Source organism: Bradyrhizobium sp. LM2.9 (assembly GCF_054056555.1).
In genome coordinates this window covers 4,277,306-4,294,715 of record NZ_JBSRYJ010000002.1, presented here as the reverse complement: position 1 = coordinate 4,294,715, position 17,410 = coordinate 4,277,306, and the positions used below count along the sequence as shown (strand labels likewise).

General features: G+C 58.7%; 13 protein-coding genes and 2 pseudogenes. 10 read left to right on the top strand and 5 right to left on the bottom strand.

Going from position 1 to position 17,410, the window contains the following annotated elements:
* Positions 1-131: 131 nt before the first annotated feature.
* From ACVWW3_RS22370 to ACVWW3_RS22355, 4 genes are all read right to left on the bottom strand, one after another.
* The gene (locus tag ACVWW3_RS22370) at positions 132-821 is read right to left on the bottom strand and encodes a hypothetical protein (protein WP_456664605.1); all 690 of its coding nucleotides are present in this window, start codon (positions 819-821) and stop codon (positions 132-134) included.
* 224 nt (positions 822-1,045) lie between these two features.
* Entirely contained in the window at positions 1,046-1,456 is a 411-nt protein-coding gene (locus ACVWW3_RS22365; protein WP_456672122.1) for a hypothetical protein, read from the bottom strand.
* 707 nt (positions 1,457-2,163) lie between these two features.
* Positions 2,164-2,337 (bottom strand): hypothetical protein, encoded by a 174-nt coding sequence (locus ACVWW3_RS22360; protein WP_247352216.1) that lies wholly within the window; start codon positions 2,335-2,337, stop codon positions 2,164-2,166.
* A 496-nt stretch (positions 2,338-2,833) separates the two neighbouring features.
* On the bottom strand, positions 2,834-3,193 hold the full coding sequence (locus tag ACVWW3_RS22355; RefSeq protein WP_456672121.1) for a hypothetical protein: 360 nt from the start codon (positions 3,191-3,193) through the stop codon (positions 2,834-2,836).
* 53 nt (positions 3,194-3,246) lie between these two features.
* On the opposite strand from ACVWW3_RS22355, the gene ACVWW3_RS22350 reads away from it, so the two are divergent.
* Both ACVWW3_RS22350 and ACVWW3_RS22345 read left to right on the top strand, forming a co-directional pair.
* A complete protein-coding gene (locus ACVWW3_RS22350; protein ID WP_456672120.1) occupies positions 3,247-3,567 on the top strand; it encodes a helix-turn-helix domain-containing protein in 321 nt (106 codons plus the stop codon).
* A 284-nt stretch (positions 3,568-3,851) separates the two neighbouring features.
* Complete coding sequence (locus tag ACVWW3_RS22345) at positions 3,852-4,865, top strand: HAD family hydrolase (protein WP_247352214.1); 1,014 nt, start codon at positions 3,852-3,854, stop codon at positions 4,863-4,865.
* Positions 4,866-5,156: 291 nt separating this feature from the next.
* Here ACVWW3_RS22345 and ACVWW3_RS22340 read toward each other — a convergent pair whose 3' ends face one another.
* Positions 5,157-6,158, bottom strand: a complete 1,002-nt coding sequence (locus ACVWW3_RS22340) for a SphA family protein (protein WP_247444805.1) — start codon at positions 6,156-6,158, stop codon at positions 5,157-5,159.
* A gap of 335 nt (positions 6,159-6,493) precedes the next feature.
* On the opposite strand from ACVWW3_RS22340, the gene ACVWW3_RS22335 reads away from it, so the two are divergent.
* The 8 genes and pseudogenes from ACVWW3_RS22335 (at position 6,494) to ACVWW3_RS22300 (ending at position 16,199) form a co-directional block, all read left to right on the top strand.
* Positions 6,494-6,757 carry a hypothetical protein gene (locus tag ACVWW3_RS22335; protein ID WP_456672119.1) on the top strand — a complete coding sequence of 88 codons (264 nt, stop codon included), beginning with the start codon at positions 6,494-6,496 and terminating at the stop codon, positions 6,755-6,757.
* Between the two features lie 74 nt (positions 6,758-6,831).
* The gene (locus tag ACVWW3_RS22330) at positions 6,832-7,449 is read left to right on the top strand and encodes a helix-turn-helix transcriptional regulator (protein ID WP_456672118.1); all 618 of its coding nucleotides are present in this window, start codon (positions 6,832-6,834) and stop codon (positions 7,447-7,449) included.
* 201 nt (positions 7,450-7,650) lie between these two features.
* Entirely contained in the window at positions 7,651-9,345 is a 1,695-nt protein-coding gene (locus ACVWW3_RS22325; protein ID WP_456649771.1) for an arylsulfatase, read from the top strand.
* Positions 9,346-9,494: 149 nt separating this feature from the next.
* Positions 9,495-10,028, top strand: coding sequence for an HdeD family acid-resistance protein (locus ACVWW3_RS22320; RefSeq protein ID WP_247444734.1), 534 nt, complete (start codon positions 9,495-9,497; stop codon positions 10,026-10,028).
* A gap of 107 nt (positions 10,029-10,135) precedes the next feature.
* A complete protein-coding gene (locus tag ACVWW3_RS22315) occupies positions 10,136-11,110 on the top strand; it encodes a formylglycine-generating enzyme family protein (RefSeq protein WP_456648644.1) in 975 nt (324 codons plus the stop codon).
* Between the two features lie 338 nt (positions 11,111-11,448).
* On the top strand, positions 11,449-13,164 hold the full coding sequence (locus tag ACVWW3_RS22310) for an arylsulfatase (RefSeq protein ID WP_456672117.1): 1,716 nt from the start codon (positions 11,449-11,451) through the stop codon (positions 13,162-13,164).
* A 130-nt stretch (positions 13,165-13,294) separates the two neighbouring features.
* Positions 13,295-13,508, top strand: a pseudogene (locus ACVWW3_RS22305) (IS110 family transposase); the annotation flags it as partial.
* A 1,115-nt stretch (positions 13,509-14,623) separates the two neighbouring features.
* Positions 14,624-16,199 (top strand): annotated as a pseudogene (locus ACVWW3_RS22300) (porin).
* Positions 16,200-17,410: the final 1,211 nt, after the last annotated feature.

Genomic DNA, 17,410 nt, shown 5'->3' with positions numbered 1-17,410 from the left:
TTTGCCGCCAAGTTTTCGGACGGAATTTTGGAGGAGCATTCGGGGGGCCACTCGGATGCCGCGTCAAGCGCATCCGGCAAAGGGCGCCGAGCGTCGAAGGCAACGAATTGTCTGTTGCGGAGCTGCGGTCTTCAGTAGCAAGGCGGGTAGGGATAGTAGCCGCATGCCGGAGGTGGCGGATAGGGACGATAGTAGGGCGCGGCATAAGCGGCCGCTCCATATGCGGCGGCCCCTACGGCGCCCGCATACATTGCGCCGCGGAATGCGGAACGGCGAGCAACTCCGGCAAACGATAGCGGCGTCAGCGGCCGCCCGATAATATCGATGAAGACCGCTGCCGCTCCATCGGCGCCGGCGAGATCACCTTCCAGGGTCTGCACGGTGAAAGTCAGCTTGTCACCCTCGAGCTTCGGGTTCTTCAGCACCACCACCGCATCCTTCACTGAGCCGTCCTTCGCTAAAACGGACACTGTCGCATTGGGTGGGTTCTTGGCGAAGCTGTCCTCTCCTGAGCCCCATTCTGCGATCACGTCGGCAGTGGCCTGGTGACCGGCAGCTCGTATTGGGCGATCTGCGAAGATGATCGAGCTCGGCGTGACGCCAGTCAGAACGAGGTTATCTCCCTGCAGTGTCGCTCCGCGGGAGTTCATCACGAACAAAGACGGGACGATTTCCGGTTTGACAGCCGCGGCAGGGGTGCCAATCGTTTTTATCGAGGATGATGTCGGAGCAGCCTGCCCAAACGCGCCGGCGATGCCTGCGAACGCGATTGAAACGCCCAAAAATCCCGCAAGCGCGGCAGCCTTCGTCTTGCTCGTCATATCGCCCCCTCTTTCGTCGACGTTATTGCTTCCAGAATTTGCGGAAGGCGTCGCGCTCTCCGGGCAACCATGGAAGAGCATTATAGGTTTGACTATGCAATTCCGGCGATCGAGATCTATTTTCTCTGCCGACCAATCCTGATGCCGAAACCGGGATGAAGGCCGTTTCGCAAAGACCGCGTGCTCCACCTCAGCGATCTAAAAAGTTGCGGTCAAGAGCAATATCATTTGAAACCGGCCGAGAGCCTCTCTTGCTTGAGCATGACGTCAATGGCCTCAATGATGCGTATTTGAGGATTTGCTTTGCAGTAGACGATCACCTCATGCTCGAGCTCTTTCGATCTCGCTATATTGAGGTAATGCTTCTTGGCGAGGCCGTTGTACCAGCCGCTATACCAAGTCGTGAGCCGATCGGCGTCTCCCCCTGCCAGGTGCCCGCGAGCGCGGCGCAGGTCAATGTTTGGACGTCGATATATCCGTTGGCATCGGCGTAGGCGGTGAGGTCTGTTTGGGCCCGAGAATGCGAGCTCGTAGCTAAAAGGATCGTTGTCGCGAAAAGAACTATTTTGCGCATCTGGAACTCTCTGAGAAATGATGAAGCGATCGGGTTCTGCGCTCGAGATCACAACAAACAAGGGCCGTTTGCTATGCACTTTCGGCCGATGGGCCTCGGCCCTAGCGGCCAATCAAAGAAGACTGGACCAGAACTTGGCATCACCCCTTGGCGTACCGGCGTCAGCCAGATGAGATCTGCTACCCTCAGAACTGTCCGGGTTGAGCAGGCGGACTGGGCCAGTCTGCACGAGCGTTATTTGGGTTACGGCGATCAAACAAATCCTGTCGAGCGACGGTGCTCGTTCTCAGGCGCGGAGCGGGCCGAGTATCGCGAACTGACACGGTGCGGTCGTGCGCCTCTTTGGCGATAGCAACTGACGGCAGCGCATGTACAAGGACGAGAATGATGGGGAGCAAGCGAGCAGTGATCATGAGCATTCCTCTAACCGTGGAAAGCCTGTCGGGAGATGAAACGATCGGCTCTCGCGGCCCGGGCGATGCAAGATTGACGTTTGCACAAGTGTTCTCCAGGTGGGTTCGTGGGAGTCGCTGGCTGGTCAGCATAAAATTCAGCGCTCAGGCCGGCTATGCAATTCCGGAAAAACTCAGGTCATCGAACCAGCTCGAGTGCCTATGACCAAGCCCATCGCCGCTGTTGCTTCGGGAGAAGAGTCCACAGACGAACGACCAGGTCGCCATTCGCATTCCCTGACGCGCAACAGCAGGAGAAGTCCTGCGCTGCGGCAACCGTTCTAATGGTGCGATGCGGTAGGTGCATGGGAAACTATCAATTCACTTGACGACGTACTATTCTTTTGAGACCGGCGAGAACCCGGTAGGCTTCCGCCAGCTGTAACAGTTTCTCTCGTGCAATTGATCCCGGTGGCAGGAATGCAGCATCGTCGCGCATCGCCGCCTCGATTTCCTCGCACTCGGCCGCGGTCAATCGCTCTTCGCGCATCTGGCCTCTTCGCCGGTCGCATTTGATATGATCTCAAATCAATTCAGACCGGGCGGTTCCGGAAAACTTTTTGTGCCCGCTTTGAGAAGTTGTCATCTTCGCTTCGGGCGGCCTATGCGATTTCAGCATATCGATGGAAAATGATTTTTGCCGATACTGCATAGATTTTCCTGACATGCTGAATTAGAACAAAGAGTGTTGCTCGCTGAGCGTGTACCGGCGTATTTGGTGGAGCTCAAAGTGAATCGGACTAAAGTCCTGAATTTCGCTGACCCGGCTCAGTACGCAGCGAGCATCCGTTCGGCCGATATAGAGATATTCCCGACGGCGAAGGGCGAATTCAGCGCCCAGCTAACGCAAGTGACATTGGATCGGCTGTGGATGCAGCGACTCGAGGAAACTTTGCCGCCGTATACACAGAGGCAGGGTCACGGCAACTCGCAAGGTATTTACTTTCCTCACTGAAGATCAGCCAGAGGTGTACAATCGAGGCCGGTTATTCTCCCTGGGTGATCTGTGCGCGCACGATCATGACATGCAGCATGTGGTGACGACTGGAAAATATCGGCTCGGCGGAGTGTCGCTTGCAGTGAAGGAGCTTGCTGAAGCGTGCAGTTCGATGATGGGTTTCGAGTTCGATCCACAGCAGCGCACGCGTTTCCTGAGGCCTGCCCCGGACCTGATGAAACGATTTCTGGACCTGCATGCGATCGCCGGAGCCTTTGCCAAAACCGCCCCCGAGCTTCTGGAGGTTCCGGAGGTAATCCGCGCAATCGAGCACCAATTGGTCTACGCTCTGCTGCGATGTGTGGCTGACTGCAACGTCTCGGCATCGAAAGATGGCGGGCTGCGACACGGGACTATCGTCGCGCGCTTCGAAGACTTTATAGATGCGAACCCAAATACTCCTTGTTGTACCTGGATGAAATATGCTCCGCGATCGGGGTCGCGGAACGAACGCTGCGAGTTGTCTGCGAGGAGCATCTGGGTATGGGCCCGATTCGCTACCTCACTTTGCGGAGGATGCATCTTGTTCACCGCGCCTTGGGACAAGCAGCACCCGACTGTGCAACGGTCACCCAGATCGCCACCACGCATGGCTTCTGGGAGCTGGGCCGCTTTTCAGTTGCCTATCGCAACTTGTTTGGCGAACCGCCGCTCGCCACCCTACGGCGTCGTGAGGACTTCCGATCGAGAAATATAGATCGTCCTTCACAGCTCGTATCGTGAGTTTCAGATAAAGCCCGGCTCGCCGACGAACGTCACGTTTCATCGCGTGACCGACACAAGTTCTTGGCGACAGGTTCCGGCCCGATCCGAGGTGACGCTAACCCGCCTCGTTGCGCGACGTTCGCCACTGTTCGTGCATTGTCGAGAGGCCGCTCCGTCGCTGGTCGCTCAGGCGTGCTTATGCAGAAGGTCTGCCGAAATTGCATAGACGGTGAACATCCGGCTCATTCAAACTCCACCAAGTCGGGAGTCCCGATAATTTGTCGGCACTTGGAGTGTGAGCTATGAGGCGCAAATTTTTGAGCGCGATTGCCGGCGCCACATTGGGTCTGTTGCTGAACCTGATCTGCCTGGTGCCCACGTTTGCCCAAAGCGATCCCCTCCCATCATGGAACGACACGCCGACGAAACAGGCTATCGTGGATTTTGTGCGTCGAGTCACTACACTAGGCGGCTCGGAATTCGTGCCGGCCGCCGCACGTGTTGCGACCTTCGACAACGATGGCACGCTTTGGGTTGAGCAGCCGATGTATGTTCAACTGGCATTCGCGCTCGATCGGGTAAGGGCTCTGGCGCCCTTGCATCCGGAATGGCAGTATACAGAGCCTTTCCAGTCGGTACTTGCAGGGGATATGCAAGCTCTGACCGGCTTCAGCGAGCGCAGCCTGCTGGATCTAATCCTGCTGACCCACGCCGGCATGACGACTGACGAATTCTCCAAGATTGTGGTGGACTGGCTCGCCACGGCGCGCGATCCGCGATTCCGGCGGCCTTACACTGAACTGGTCTATCAGCCGATGCTTGAGTTGATTTCCTATCTTCGGGCGAACGGCTTCAAGACCTATATAGTGTCCGGCGGCGGCGTCGAGTTTATGCGTCCATGGACGGACAAAGTGTACGGGGTTCCTCCGGAACAAGTGGTAGGGTCATCTATCAAGACCAAATTTGAAATGCGCGATGGCATTCCTACGCTATTCCGTTTGCCGGAGGTGAACTTCATCGACGACAAGGCGGGCAAGCCCGTTGGAATCTACGAGTTTGTTGGCCGTCGTCCCATTGCTGCATTCGGAAACTCAGACGGCGATCTGCAAATGCTTCAATGGACCACCATCGGCGGCGATGGCTTGCGTCTTGGGGCTATAGTTCATCACACTGACGCAGCGCGCGAGTACGCCTATGATCGACAGTCACATTTTGGACGGCTCGACGTGGCGTTGGACGCGGCTGCTGCAAACCGGTGGACTGTGATCGACATGAAGAAAGATTGGAAAGTGATCTTTTCCTTCGATGCGCGCTGAGTTCCCGCGGTTGCCTTCAGCCGACTGTGCATCAAAGCCTCGGTTCAATTCGATCCGTTGGGAAGAAGTTGTTCTCGATCGAAACCTGCGGAGTTGACGCACGTCGGCAGCGAAGCCACCTTGCGAGGCTTGCGCAAGATACAAACGAGCGAGGCAATCACGTGTTGAGCCTTAAAGCGATCAACGGGCTGGCAAACGTTTCGTCAAAGCTCAACAGCAGAACTCACCTAACTGCCTGATCGCGAGTTGAGGGACGCGTGCAGAAGCGAAGCCGTCACGAAGTCCCGATCACTACTTCGTCACGAGATGCCGAGTCGGCTTCGCGTCCGTTGCCGCCGTTGGGGAAATTGCAAACGTCAGCCACGTATTCCAACCAGACGGCCGGTTCGCCGCATCAAATTCTCCGTATGCCTTTATGTTCAGATATCCCTGCATGTCGCCGACGGGGAAAATGTATCCGAACTGGGGCCCCATACCAAGAACGCGAGATCTGAAGCCGCCAAGCAGTGGATGTCCGCCGGTATCATCTGAGACTTGCTGATAAGCGTAGCCGACCAGGCCCACGAAAGCCTGTTTCGAAAGAAATTGCGCTGTGCTCCAGTCGAAATGGAAATCGATTCCGCTTTGAACCTGCGTGTCGGGATTCTTGAAATTGTAAGTGAATCCCGCAACGCCTGAAAGCGTCACACCCGTAGCCGGGTTCAAGTACGTGTAGCCGCCGCCAGCATCGATGGCGCCGTGACCGATCCCGATGTTCGCGATGCGACTTGGATCGTAAGCGCCGACCGGAATATCGCCGGTTATGTACGTCATATAATTGTTAACGCCCGAGTTCCATTTCAGCGTGATCATCGGGTAGAGATCGCCGACGGACGTAATCGAGTCACCGATGCTCCCCATTCGCGTTGCCGCAAATCCTCCGACGCTGGTTGTCAGCGTTCCATCAATGGTCGCAGCCGACCGGCCGAATATGCCCGTTACTCCCATTGCCAATTGGCCACCAAGGACGGGTGTGCCGAAGGTGTAGGTCGGGTTTAATAGCAAAAGATCGGCTTGCGCATGCAGGCTCGCGTTGAGGCTGACATTGACGTTCGGCGCGAGCCTCCCGATCTGAATCTCTCTTGCCGCAGCGACTGAACCGGAAGCTGCAACACTCGTGTGATAATAGACGGTCCCCATCGACCAGCCCGGCGCGCTCTGCGGGACCGCCGGCAGACTGCTGATCTGGCCGGGTAGCCAGAACGAAATGCCGCTTTCGTCGCCGCGAGACACTTGGGTGGTGAGGATCAGCATCGCACAGATCGTACCCGCGCCGAGCCCGAAGTCCCTGATCGAACCATCACGCCGCATCTGCCCGCTCCCCGGTACCTTGTTCTCCTATGCTATCTGCGGTTCGGTCGTAAGCTATGCAAAATCGGCAAAAAACAGCAAACTGTTGGCGGCTGATGTCTCGGCGCAACACTTGGAGCATAGCGCCAGTCGCCCAGAGGGGGCGCCAGGAAACTAATAGTCGCGACCGAGCACATTCCGCTTCCGAAGCTGCATAGGCAGATCGTTGCCGATCTACCATGCTTGCTGGGGCCCGCCCGGGCCAGCGGCGGCGGCCGTCTTCGAACGAGACGATTCGGATGATCCAGAACGGAATGGCGACTTTCGCTAGTCCAGACGCCTACGGTGCGGCGATTGGAGCGGCGAAGATCGAGCTCTTTATTACATCGAATGGAGCGTTCAAGGGGCAACTGAGCCATTTGGATCTTGGCTGCCTGAACGTGTTGAGAGGGAGAGAGAACCTTCCGCGCATCGCTTTCCTCGCCTTGCCGCCGGCCCATGTGCACATCTCGTTTTCGACGAGTCGGACGCGGAGCCTGATCTATTGCGGCTTGGGCGCTTGAATTCTGGCGATCTGATTTTCCATTCCCTTGGGCAGAAAGCGCACCAGCGAACCGTCGGAGAAGGGGACTGGTACATGATGTCTCTGCCGCCAGATCAGCTGATCGCATGCAGCAAAACTCTGATTGGTGAAACAATTAGAGCGCCATCACAGGGCTACGTCTTGGTTCCTGGAGACGGCGCCACTGCTGTGTTGTTGGGCCTGGTTTCCCAAGCGTGTCAGCTCGCTGAAAGGGCTGGAGAATTCATTTCAAAAGCCCGTGCGGCCTCGCTCGAGCGCGAGTTGCTCCATGCACTCGTCAAATGCCTGTCGACCAGGCATGCCGATGGGCTCTCGAATTCCAGGCTGCGCCACGCCGATATCATGCTTCGCTTCGAAGAGTGTTTGGCGCGACGAAGCGAGCCTCATTTGAACCTGTCCGAGCTCTGCAGCACAATCGGAGTGCCGGAGCGCACCTTGCGAGTTTGCTGCGCAGAATTTCTGGGCGTTAGTCCAAGCCGGTATTACCTGTTGCGGCGGTTGAACAGGGCGCGATCCGCATTGAGTTGCGCCGATCCGGAATCGGCGAGTGTTTCAGAGATTGCGCGAAATCATCACTTCACCGAACTAGGCCGCTTTGCGGTGGCCTACCGTGACGCTTTCGGTGAAACACCTTCGTCAACTTTGCGCCGCGTTTCCAACAAAGCGGAATAATTTACAAGCGCTCTGCCGGATTCGCATAGCCCCTTCTGAGAGAGCTTGGAAGACTAGCCACGTCAGCAAGCGGAAAGCTCTGCGAGTGCGGCCAATTGATTTCGCTTTCTGCGGCCGCCCTCCAGACTTCGAAAAGTCTGCCGTTCACACATCGTGAGAGTAGGAGCCGGAGCTATGACGATCACTAAAAGCTTAAAACGGATGCTGGTCTCAGGGGCGGCCTTGGCGGCCGTCAGTTTGCCTGCGATGACCCTGCCAGCCTTCGCACAGGCGCCAGCCGGAAAGCCCAACATCCTTTTCATCATGGGCGACGACATCGGCATCATGCAGCCGAGCATCTATCATCGCGGCTTGATGGTGGGAGAGACTCCGAACATAGACCGCATCGGAAATGACGGTGCGCTTTTCATGACCTACTATGCTGAGCAGAGCTGCACCGCCGGCCGCAACGCGTTCTTCACCGGCATGCATCCCCTTCGCACCGGCATGATTCCCCCGCAGCTACCCGGCAGCCCGTCCTGGCTGCGGCCTGGCACCCCCGCCGTTGCCAAGTTCTTGCTCGACCTCGGCTACAACACCGGCGAATTCGGCAAGAATCACCTTGGTGACAATCCCGAGGCGCTACCAACTGCGCATGGTTTCCAGGAGTTCTGGGGTTACCTGTATCACCTCGACGCGATGCAGGGGGTGAGTTTCCCGGACATCAACAAGAGCCCGACCGTGCAAGGCATTGCGCCTCCGTGCAAAGCAACCCCGGTCCCGGGTCTCACCGAAGTCCCAGGTGCCGTGGATCCTCGAACAACGACGTGCTTGACGCCGCCGCGGCCAGTGCTTGCGTGCAGATCATCAGACGGCTCGCAAGCAAACCAGACCTGCAAGGACGAAGGTCCCTTGACGCTCGATCGATCCCGAAGCGTGGACGAAGAAATCTCGGCCAAGGTCATCGACTATCTTGATCGGAACGATCCCAAGAAGACCAACAAGCCGTTCTTCGTCTGGTACAACCCGGCGCGCATGCACATCACGACCGTGCTGCCACCGAAATACGAGGCGATGATCGGCGAGCCCGGTGGCAAGGACTGGGGCCTCAACGAGGCCGGCATGAAGCAGATGGACGACAATATCGGCTATGTTCTCAAGAAACTCGAAGACATGGGCCAGCTCGACAATACCATCATTGTCTTCACCACCGACAACGGCGCCGAGAACATCACTTTTCCCGACGGCGGCACCACCCTTTTCAAGGGCGGCAAGCTGACCACCTGGGAAGGTGGCATGCGCGCCCCGCTGGTCGTTCGCTGGCCGGGCCACATCAAGCCGGGCACGGTCAAGAGCGAGATGATGTCCTCACTTGATTGGCTGCCGACGCTGGTCGACATCGCCGGCGGCCCGAAGGGCGACGCTTTGAAGAAGCAGATCGAGGCCGGAAGCTACCCCGGCATCGTCAAGACGACGCTGGACGGCGTCGATCAGCGCGCCTATCTCGAAGGCACGGACAAGTCCGCGCGCGAAGTCTTCTTCTACTACACCGGCGCGCAGCCATCGGCGGTACGCTACAAGAACTGGAAGATGTACTACACGATGGTGCCGGACACCGGGACCGGCGGGTTGTTCGGAGCGCAGAGCTTCCATTGGACGCAGGTCGCCAACATCAAGCGTGACCCATTCGAACAGACGGTCGGCTCCGATGCCAAATCGTTGCTGGGCTATGCCGGTTCGATCGGCTCTCCGAGCACGGCCTATCTCTACGACTGGAATATCCTGCCGCTCGGCCAGCTGCTCTGGGAAAAGGAGCTCTTTTCGTACAAGGACTTCCCCCCGATGCAGGCACCGGAGACCTATAACCTCGACGGTATCCTCGCAGAGATGAAGAAGTCCGGTCACCAGAGCGAGTAACGACGCCTGCCGATATCCAACATCAGTGGCCGGCCCAAAGCCGGTCACTTTGGATACTGTGAGCTGGCGTCGAGCCGCGCTCGACATCGCCGAGCTGCTCAAGCCGCAGCGATTGCCGCCAGCCATTTAGCAGAGGGAGCCCGATCGTCATGACCAATATCGCTATCCTTCCGCAACAGCCGAGCATCTGGTGGGTTTTCCTGCTGCAGGGTTTTGCCGGTATCATCCTTGGCCTTATGCTTGTCACTCAGCCCGGAGCCACAATCCTGGCGCTCACAACTTTCCTGGGATTCTACTGGCTTATCACCGGCCTCCTTGCGCTGGTTCAGGTCTTCGTCGATCGCTCGACTCCGTGGATATGGTCCCTGCTTAGCGGGCTTGTCGGCGTTCTGGCTGGACTGTTCGTTCTAAGGCACCCTTTGGTTGCTTCCCTGACCGTGCCTACTGTGCTTGTCCTCATTCTCGGCGTGCAAGGACTTGTCATGGGCGCCCTGCAGATCATTGCCGGCCTCAAGGGTGGCGGCATCGGGCCGCTTATCCTGGGAGCGATCAACGGCCTGGTTGGGCTTCTGCTATTAGGGTCTCCGATCGCAGCCGCATTGGCCGTGCCGGTTGTCTTTGGTGCGCTGCTCCTCATTCAGGGGGCGGGATTGGTAATCCTGGCCTTTCGAGTTCGTAGTTAAGGCTTGCTCTTCGCTTCGAGGATTTCGGGATTCTGCCGAATTCGCATAGTGCGCGCGGCACAGGCTGGGCACTCTGCTACTGAAGTGATCGGCAAGACGGAAGTCACATGAATTTCGCTCCCCAGTCTGATCCCAGGCGCGTTGAAGATTCACCGCATATAGAGATGGTGCACGTACCGGGCGGTACGTTTCGGATGGGCTCAAACAAGCACTATCCGGAGGAAGCGCCCGCCCACCGCGTTACCGTGGACGGTTTTTGGATGGACCGGACGCCTGTAACCAATCGCCAGTTCCGCGAGTTTATCAACGCGACCGGCTACGTCACCTTCGCAGAGGTCACTCCCGACGCGAAGGATTATCCAAACGCATTGCCGCGGATGCTCAAAGCAGGCTCCCTTGTGTTCACCCCGCCCAAAGAGGCGGTGGACCTGCGTTACTGGGGGGAGTGGTGGACATTCGCCTTCGGCGCCAACTGGCGACGGCCCTACGGACGTCACAGCAATATCCGTGGGCTGGAAGATCACCCCGTCGTTCACGTCGCTTTGCGCGACGTGGAAGCCTACGCAAAATGGGCCGGGAAGGAACTACCGACCGAAGCCGAATGGGAATTCGCCGCACGCGGGGGCTTGAGCGACGCGGAGTTCGCGTGGGGAGACGAACTGAGTCCTGCTGGCAAACACATGGCAAACACCTGGCAAGGGAATTTTCCGCATGAGAACCTCGCAGCCGACGGCTTCGAACGTACCTCGCCGGTGACCGCGTTTCCGCCGAACGGCTACGGCCTCTATGACATGATCGGCAACGTCTGGGAGTGGACGGCCGACTGGTATTCGGCGAAGCACGATGCCGATGCGCCGAAGGCTTGTTGCGTTCCGCAGAATCCGCGCGGAGGCGCCGAGGGCGGGAGCTACGACCCGCGCACCCCGAACATCAGCATTCCCCGGAGAGTGCTCAAGGGAGGCTCACATCTGTGTGCGCCGAACTACTGCCGACGCTATCGCCCGGCAGCCCGTCATGCCGAGCCGATCGATACGTCCGCGAGCCATGTTGGATTCCGGTGCATCTCCAGGAGAAAATCCTGATGAGGAAGACCAACGCCTAGCTTGCCATCTAGCCATCTCAGCGACCTCGTTCCGCAACGGAGCGATCCTGCACAGCCCCTGAGCCATCCGCATGATCGGGTTGGGCTCGCAATTGGAGCGGTTGCCGTTTCCGCATAGTCGATCCCTAGAAACTCCGCCAGGATGGGTCGTGGGTCATTTTCGTTAGTGCGTCGGCTCACAAGCTGTACTTGCGACGGCCGACATTGAGCCTTCAGTACTTGCGCATACTGTTGTCGCTCTTGCCCCGCCGAGTCATGCCGCCTCGAGCCGACGCTCTCGTCATTCGGCTTCACGTGCTCACCAGGAAGGGAATCGTCATGAGCGACAAAAAGGCGTCAGAGAAGTCAGAGCTCGCTACCGGGCCAGGCAGCGCAGGATTGAAACGCCGCGAATTGCTATTGAGCGGCAGCTCTCTCGTCGCGGCCTCGGCACTCGCAGCCGTCGGGTTGACGAGCCCTGCCCAGGCGCAGCAGGCGACGACAGCACCCGCAGCTGCGTCTGCCGGACAAAAGCCCAACATTGTTGTCATTATGGGCGACGACATCGGCATCTGGAATCTTGGCGCTTACCACCGCGGCATGATGGCCGGCCGGACACCGAACCTGGACAAGATCGCCGCCGAAGGCATGCTGTTCACCGACTATTACGCCGAGGCGAGTTGTACGGCCGGTCGTGCCAACTTCATCACTGGCGAGCTGCCGATCCGCACCGGTATGACGACCGTTGGCCAAGCCGGCGCTCCCACAGGCCTGCCGGCGCAGGCCGTAACGATCGCTCAGGCGCTAAAAGGAATGGGCTACGCGACCGGCCAATTCGGCAAGAACCATCTCGGCGATAAGAACGAGTTCTTGCCAACCGTGCACGGCTTCGACGAATTCTTTGGCTACCTCTATCATCTGGATGCGATGGAAGATCCGGCCCATCCCGCCTATCCGCAGGATCTGCTGAACACCGTCGGTCCTCGGAACATGATTCATTCATATGCGACCAGCGTTGACGACGCCACGGTAGATCCGCGCTGGGGCAAGGTAGGCAAGCAGAGGATCGAGGACGCCGGAACGCTCTATCCGAAGCGAATGGAAACCGTGGACGACGAAATTCGCGACCTCTCGCTGGCGTTCATCGATAAGGCGAAGGCCGAGAACAAGCCGTTTTTCCTGTGGCTCAACCCGACCCGCATGCACATCGTCACCCATCTGTCGCCGAAATATCAGGCGTTGCGCAACTCCAAGAACGGCTGGACGATCCATGAAGCCGGTATGGCGCAACTCGACGATGACGTCGGCATTGTCATGAAGAAGCTCAAGGACATGGGTGTCGACGACAACACCATCGTCATCTTCACGACCGACAATGGCACCGAAGTGTTCACCTGGCCCGATGGCGGACAGACGCCATTCGCGCAGAGCAAGGGCACGGTGATGGAAGGCGGCTTCCGCGTCCCAGCAATGATCCGCTGGCCCGGCAAAGTGCCGGTGGGCAAGGTCGAGAATGGCATCATCTCCGGCCTCGACTGGTTCCCGACGCTTCTTGCTGCCGCGGGCAATCCCAACATCGTCGAAGAATTGAAGAAGGGAAAGCAGATCGGCGAAACCACGTTCAAGTGCCATCTCGATGGTTATAATCAGATGGATATGATCACCGGTCAGGGGCCGTCGAAAAGGCACGAGATCTGGTACTTCGGCGAAAGCGAGCTCGGCGCGGTGCGCATCGATGACTACAAGTTTCGGTTCATCGACCAGCCTGGGGGCTGGCTGGGTGACAAAAGCAAGCCGGATGTACCCTACATAACCAACCTGCGCCTCGATCCGTTCGAGCGCACGGGCTGGCCGAACAACGGGACCAAGGAAGGTGCGCAGCAATACTTCGACTGGTTCAAATATGAATTCTGGCGCTTCGTATTTGTTCAACAACAGGTTGAAAAGCTGGCGATGACTGCGATCGAGTTTCCGCCGATGCAAAAGGGCGCGAGTTTCAATCTTGAGGCCGTGAAGGCGAAGATCGCCGCGGCCCAAGCTGCAGTCGCTAGGTAGAATGAGCTTTGGTTGACTAACTTCGGACGGGTGCCTTGATAGCGAGGCACCCGTCATTCCATGTGGTCGTACGCCTTCAGCTCAAGCGCCGTTTCGTGCCGTCCTTCTTTGAGAAGATGCCGCGCGCCGAGTGGGGAACGAGGCTTGTGCGTCCTCGCATTATTGGTCGCGCCGGCTGCAGGCCTTGAGGCATACGGTCCAACTGATGCCTCCGTCCTATGTGAAGCCCCACGTCAAGCGGCAGAAGAACGACAGCACCGACGCGGAGGCGCTTTGCGAGGCGGTCACAAGGCCTAACATGCGGTTCGTGGAGAGCAAGACGATCGAACAACAGAGCAGTCTGATGCTTCATCGCGTGCGGCATCTCATCATTCGCCAGCAGACTGCCGTCATCAACTCGCTCGCGACTAGCGCCGTTGCCGGTGCTGAACCGATGCCAGGGATCGCATCCAGTCGCTTGCTTGTCGCGTTTGATCGATGCCAAGCAATAATGCGCCTATCGAACTCCAGGATCTGCGAACTCCAGGATCTGAGCCTTCAGTGTCCGCAACTGACTGCCGAGATCCGCAAGACACGCGCGGGCAACCCCGGGACCCGGCAGTCAGCTGGATCGGCGACGCCAACAGCTGTTCGACACCCCTGCGCGTTGCCGGACAAGCTTGGCAGTATCAGCAAGCAAGGCGATCGCAATTTGGGCAGCCGGATCACGGCGGGCGCACTCGCCGTGATCCGCTATGAATGCGTGCTTTTGATCGGGACCTGATCCGCGGAGGGCATTATGGCGAGCGGTCATGAGTACCGCTCGAGAAGGCCGAACACATGGCTGCTTCGCCCAACGCTGCAAGTGAAGGTTCTCCTTGCCACCCGGAGCGACCTTCTTCGTTCCGTAGCGATGGGGCCTTCCCGTGCATCTCCAGGAGAAGTCCTGATTAGAAGAGTGACGCTCTAGCTCAGATCAGCCGCCCGAGCAGTGACTCCGCGTCGCTCGGGCAAAGCCTCGGGTCTCCGCCAAGAAACTCCCTCGTTCGAAAGACGCAAGGCCTTGGGGTTGGGCTGATTCCCCGAGATGATCAGGAGCAGAGAGAGAATTGAGGCTGTGGGGAACTCCTACCAGCGCGAGATCACGCCCCGAGCACTTCTATCAAGCGGCTGGCATTTCGTAAGTATTATCAAGGTATTGGTGAAAAGTAGCCGTTCAGCAAAAAGTGATATTTGTGCAACATCCGTCCAAAAACGCGCCATTCAGGCCTCAACAAAGGCAGTCTGTCATTGATTGATCGGAGGTCTTCGCTTCTTATCGTGAGTGCGACGGAGGGGGGCATCCCAAGGTCGTCCCGTTTAGGTCTTTCGCTGAAGCAGACCATCGTTACAGGGACGCGTTGAATTTCGACGTGTTTTTGCGGGTAGCTCAAACGGCTTTGTACGAGCAATTGTACGGGGCTTCAACTTGGAGGTTAACATGAAGTTCAAGGGCCTTTTGCTCGGTTCCGCGGCAGCGTTGCTCGCCGTTGGGGGAGCACAAGCGGCTGATCTTCCCGTAAAGGCCAAAGCGGTCGAGTACGTGAGGATCTGTTCGCTCTATGGTGCCGGTTTCTACTATATCCCGGGCACTGACACCTGCATCAAGCTGGGTGGTTATCTGCGCGCCGAAGTCGCCATCAACGCGACCGATTTCAACGGTAACTTCAGCAGCACCCAAGGTGCTCAGAACCGTCTGACGAACTACTACGTCACTCGCGCCCGTGAAGACTTCAACGTCGACACGCGCACCGCGACCGAATACGGCGTGGTTCGTACCTTTGCGGATGTGGTGTTCTCGTGGACCACGGATGCGTACTCGGGCAGCGGCACCACTCCTGGCGCGACCGTTTACTCGCAGCTCGGCGGCACGGGCGTTAGCGCGCCCAACAATGCCAACGCAGGCGCGATCGCTGGCGGTACGCTCGGCGTGTACTACGCCTTCATCCAGTTCGCCGGCTTCACCATGGGTAAGGCCGTCGCGCAGTTCGACGCTCCCTGGACCAACTATCCGGGCAACAACTTCGACGGTCTGACGGGTGGCGGCGGCACGGTCACTGGTGTGAACCAGTTCACCTACACCGCTGACTTCGGTCAGGGCATCACGGCCGCGATTTCGGCGGTAGACCCGACTGCCTACTATCAGAGCAACCTGTACAACACCAGCGCCGGCGTTTCCGTCGCGGGTTTCGGCGCGGGCGGCTACGGCATCAACGCCTTCGGTGGCACCCGGTCTCCTGACATCCAGGGTATGGTCCGCGTTGACCAGGCCTGGGGTCTCTTCCAGTTGTCCGCAGCGGCGCATAACAACCACGTCGGGTACTACACTGGCTTGCCCGCGGCGGCTGCGATTGCGGGAACCGAAGCGGCCGGTCACCCGGGCGACAAGTGGGGATATGCTGTGCAGGCGGCGTTGTCCATCAAGAACATCCCGACTGGTGCCGGCGACACGCTCAACGTGCAGGCGGTCTACACGGACGGTGCGACCCGCTACAACTTCCAGAGCTTGGCCTCGCAGAACTATGCAATGTTCGGCGGTACCGGCCTGGCGGGTGCCTATCAGAGCATTTGGCCTTGCCGGCGCTGCTGACGGTGTGTTTGCCAACGGAACCAGCATCTCCACGGTTACGAGCTGGGGCTTCCGTGGCGCCTTCACCCACAACTGGGATGCGTTCTGGAACACCGCGATCTACGGTTCGTACTCTCAGCTGAAGTACGGCAACGGCGGTTCGGCTCTCGTCTGCGGTGCTCTCCTCGGTTTGGGCGCAGCCACTGCGGGCATCACCACCTGCAACCCGGACTTCAACCTCGGCACGGTCGGTCTCATCACCCGCTGGACCCCGGTGAAGAACCTGACCTTCTCGGCGGACGTGGCCTACACCATGCTCGACCAGAAGTACGCTGGTACGATCACCACGCCTGCCGCTGCGCCACTCGTGGCAAAGCCGGGTGCCACCTACGAGCTGAAGGATCAGAGCACCGTCAGCGTGCTGCTCCGCGCTCAGCGCAACTGGTAAGTTTGGTCTAACGACCTGACCTCCAAGGCCCCCGGCGGGAAACTGCCGGGGGTTCTTTGCATTTTTGATGCCTCCGGCAGCGGGTGAGAATCGGGACAGCCTAAACTGGCTCTCCATCCAGCAAAGGTGAGACGAACGTCTCTCAACCAGTTTCTCGGCTAAGCTTCTCGGTATGGCCTGATAATCGTTCAATGCAAACGAAATGCGACTGAACATGGATGCGCTTGTGCGGTGGCACTCGGACGCTCCAAAATTCTGAGCGTTGCCAACCGTCACCCGTCGGGCAAAACACCCGTCACTCCGTCAATCCCTCCCGACAAAAATATTCCGCTTTACCGAAATTCGGTTTTGGCATATGTGTCGCCCATCCCGGCTCACCCTTGAGGGGCGACCATGTGTCGTGATGGTCGTAGAGCCGGGCTTGCGGTGGACGCGACAGCGTCGGGCGCGAAAGTGCGGGCAGGGCGGATTGCTCTCCGTGAGCCCGAGGTTTCGCGCTGGATGAGCGGCGCTGTCAGGTTCGTCTCGTCATCAGGTCGGCGGCAACGTGCACAACGTCGTCGAAACCGGTGGCGACAAGCGAGCCGTGCGTACGGCAAAACCGTGTGGTCCTGGCCGTCGTTGCTACGGTCAAGCCTTTGCGGAGGCGGCATTCGCGTCAACCGGCGCGGTGTCCGCGACTTTCGTGAAGGCGAGGGAGGCCAACAGGAACTCGGCTCCCGGGAGAGCACGGCATAAGCCGTAAAGCCACTGCGCAGGGAAGGCCGAGTGATTTGGCTACACCTGTATGCTGCTGTGCGGTTTCCTTGCGCTACACTTTCGCGCAGCGGACCGTGGGTGCCAGCCGGCACCGGGCCTTCCCTGCGCCCTCCTGGACAAGAGGGTGGAGCGACGAAGCAAAGCTCGGGCGGAATGCGCCGCGAGGACGCGAAGGCGTGTGCAAGACGGCCATCTTAAGCGCAATTTCCCGCACGATCTTCTCGGTTACCAGCGCCGGCGTGGCAAAGCACGCGCTGCTGTTGGCCGTAGCGTGCGCTTTCGTGTTCTGCTTTCGCGCTTACCCATGGCCTGGATTTGAGCGCCGGATTCTTTTGATCGTCGCATTGGAGAGAACCACGAACGTCATACCGCGCTGCGTGCTGACGTTGGCGTTGGCAAGATAGCGCTTCTGATGCTCCCGAGCGGGCAACCGGAGGCGCGATTGATACTTA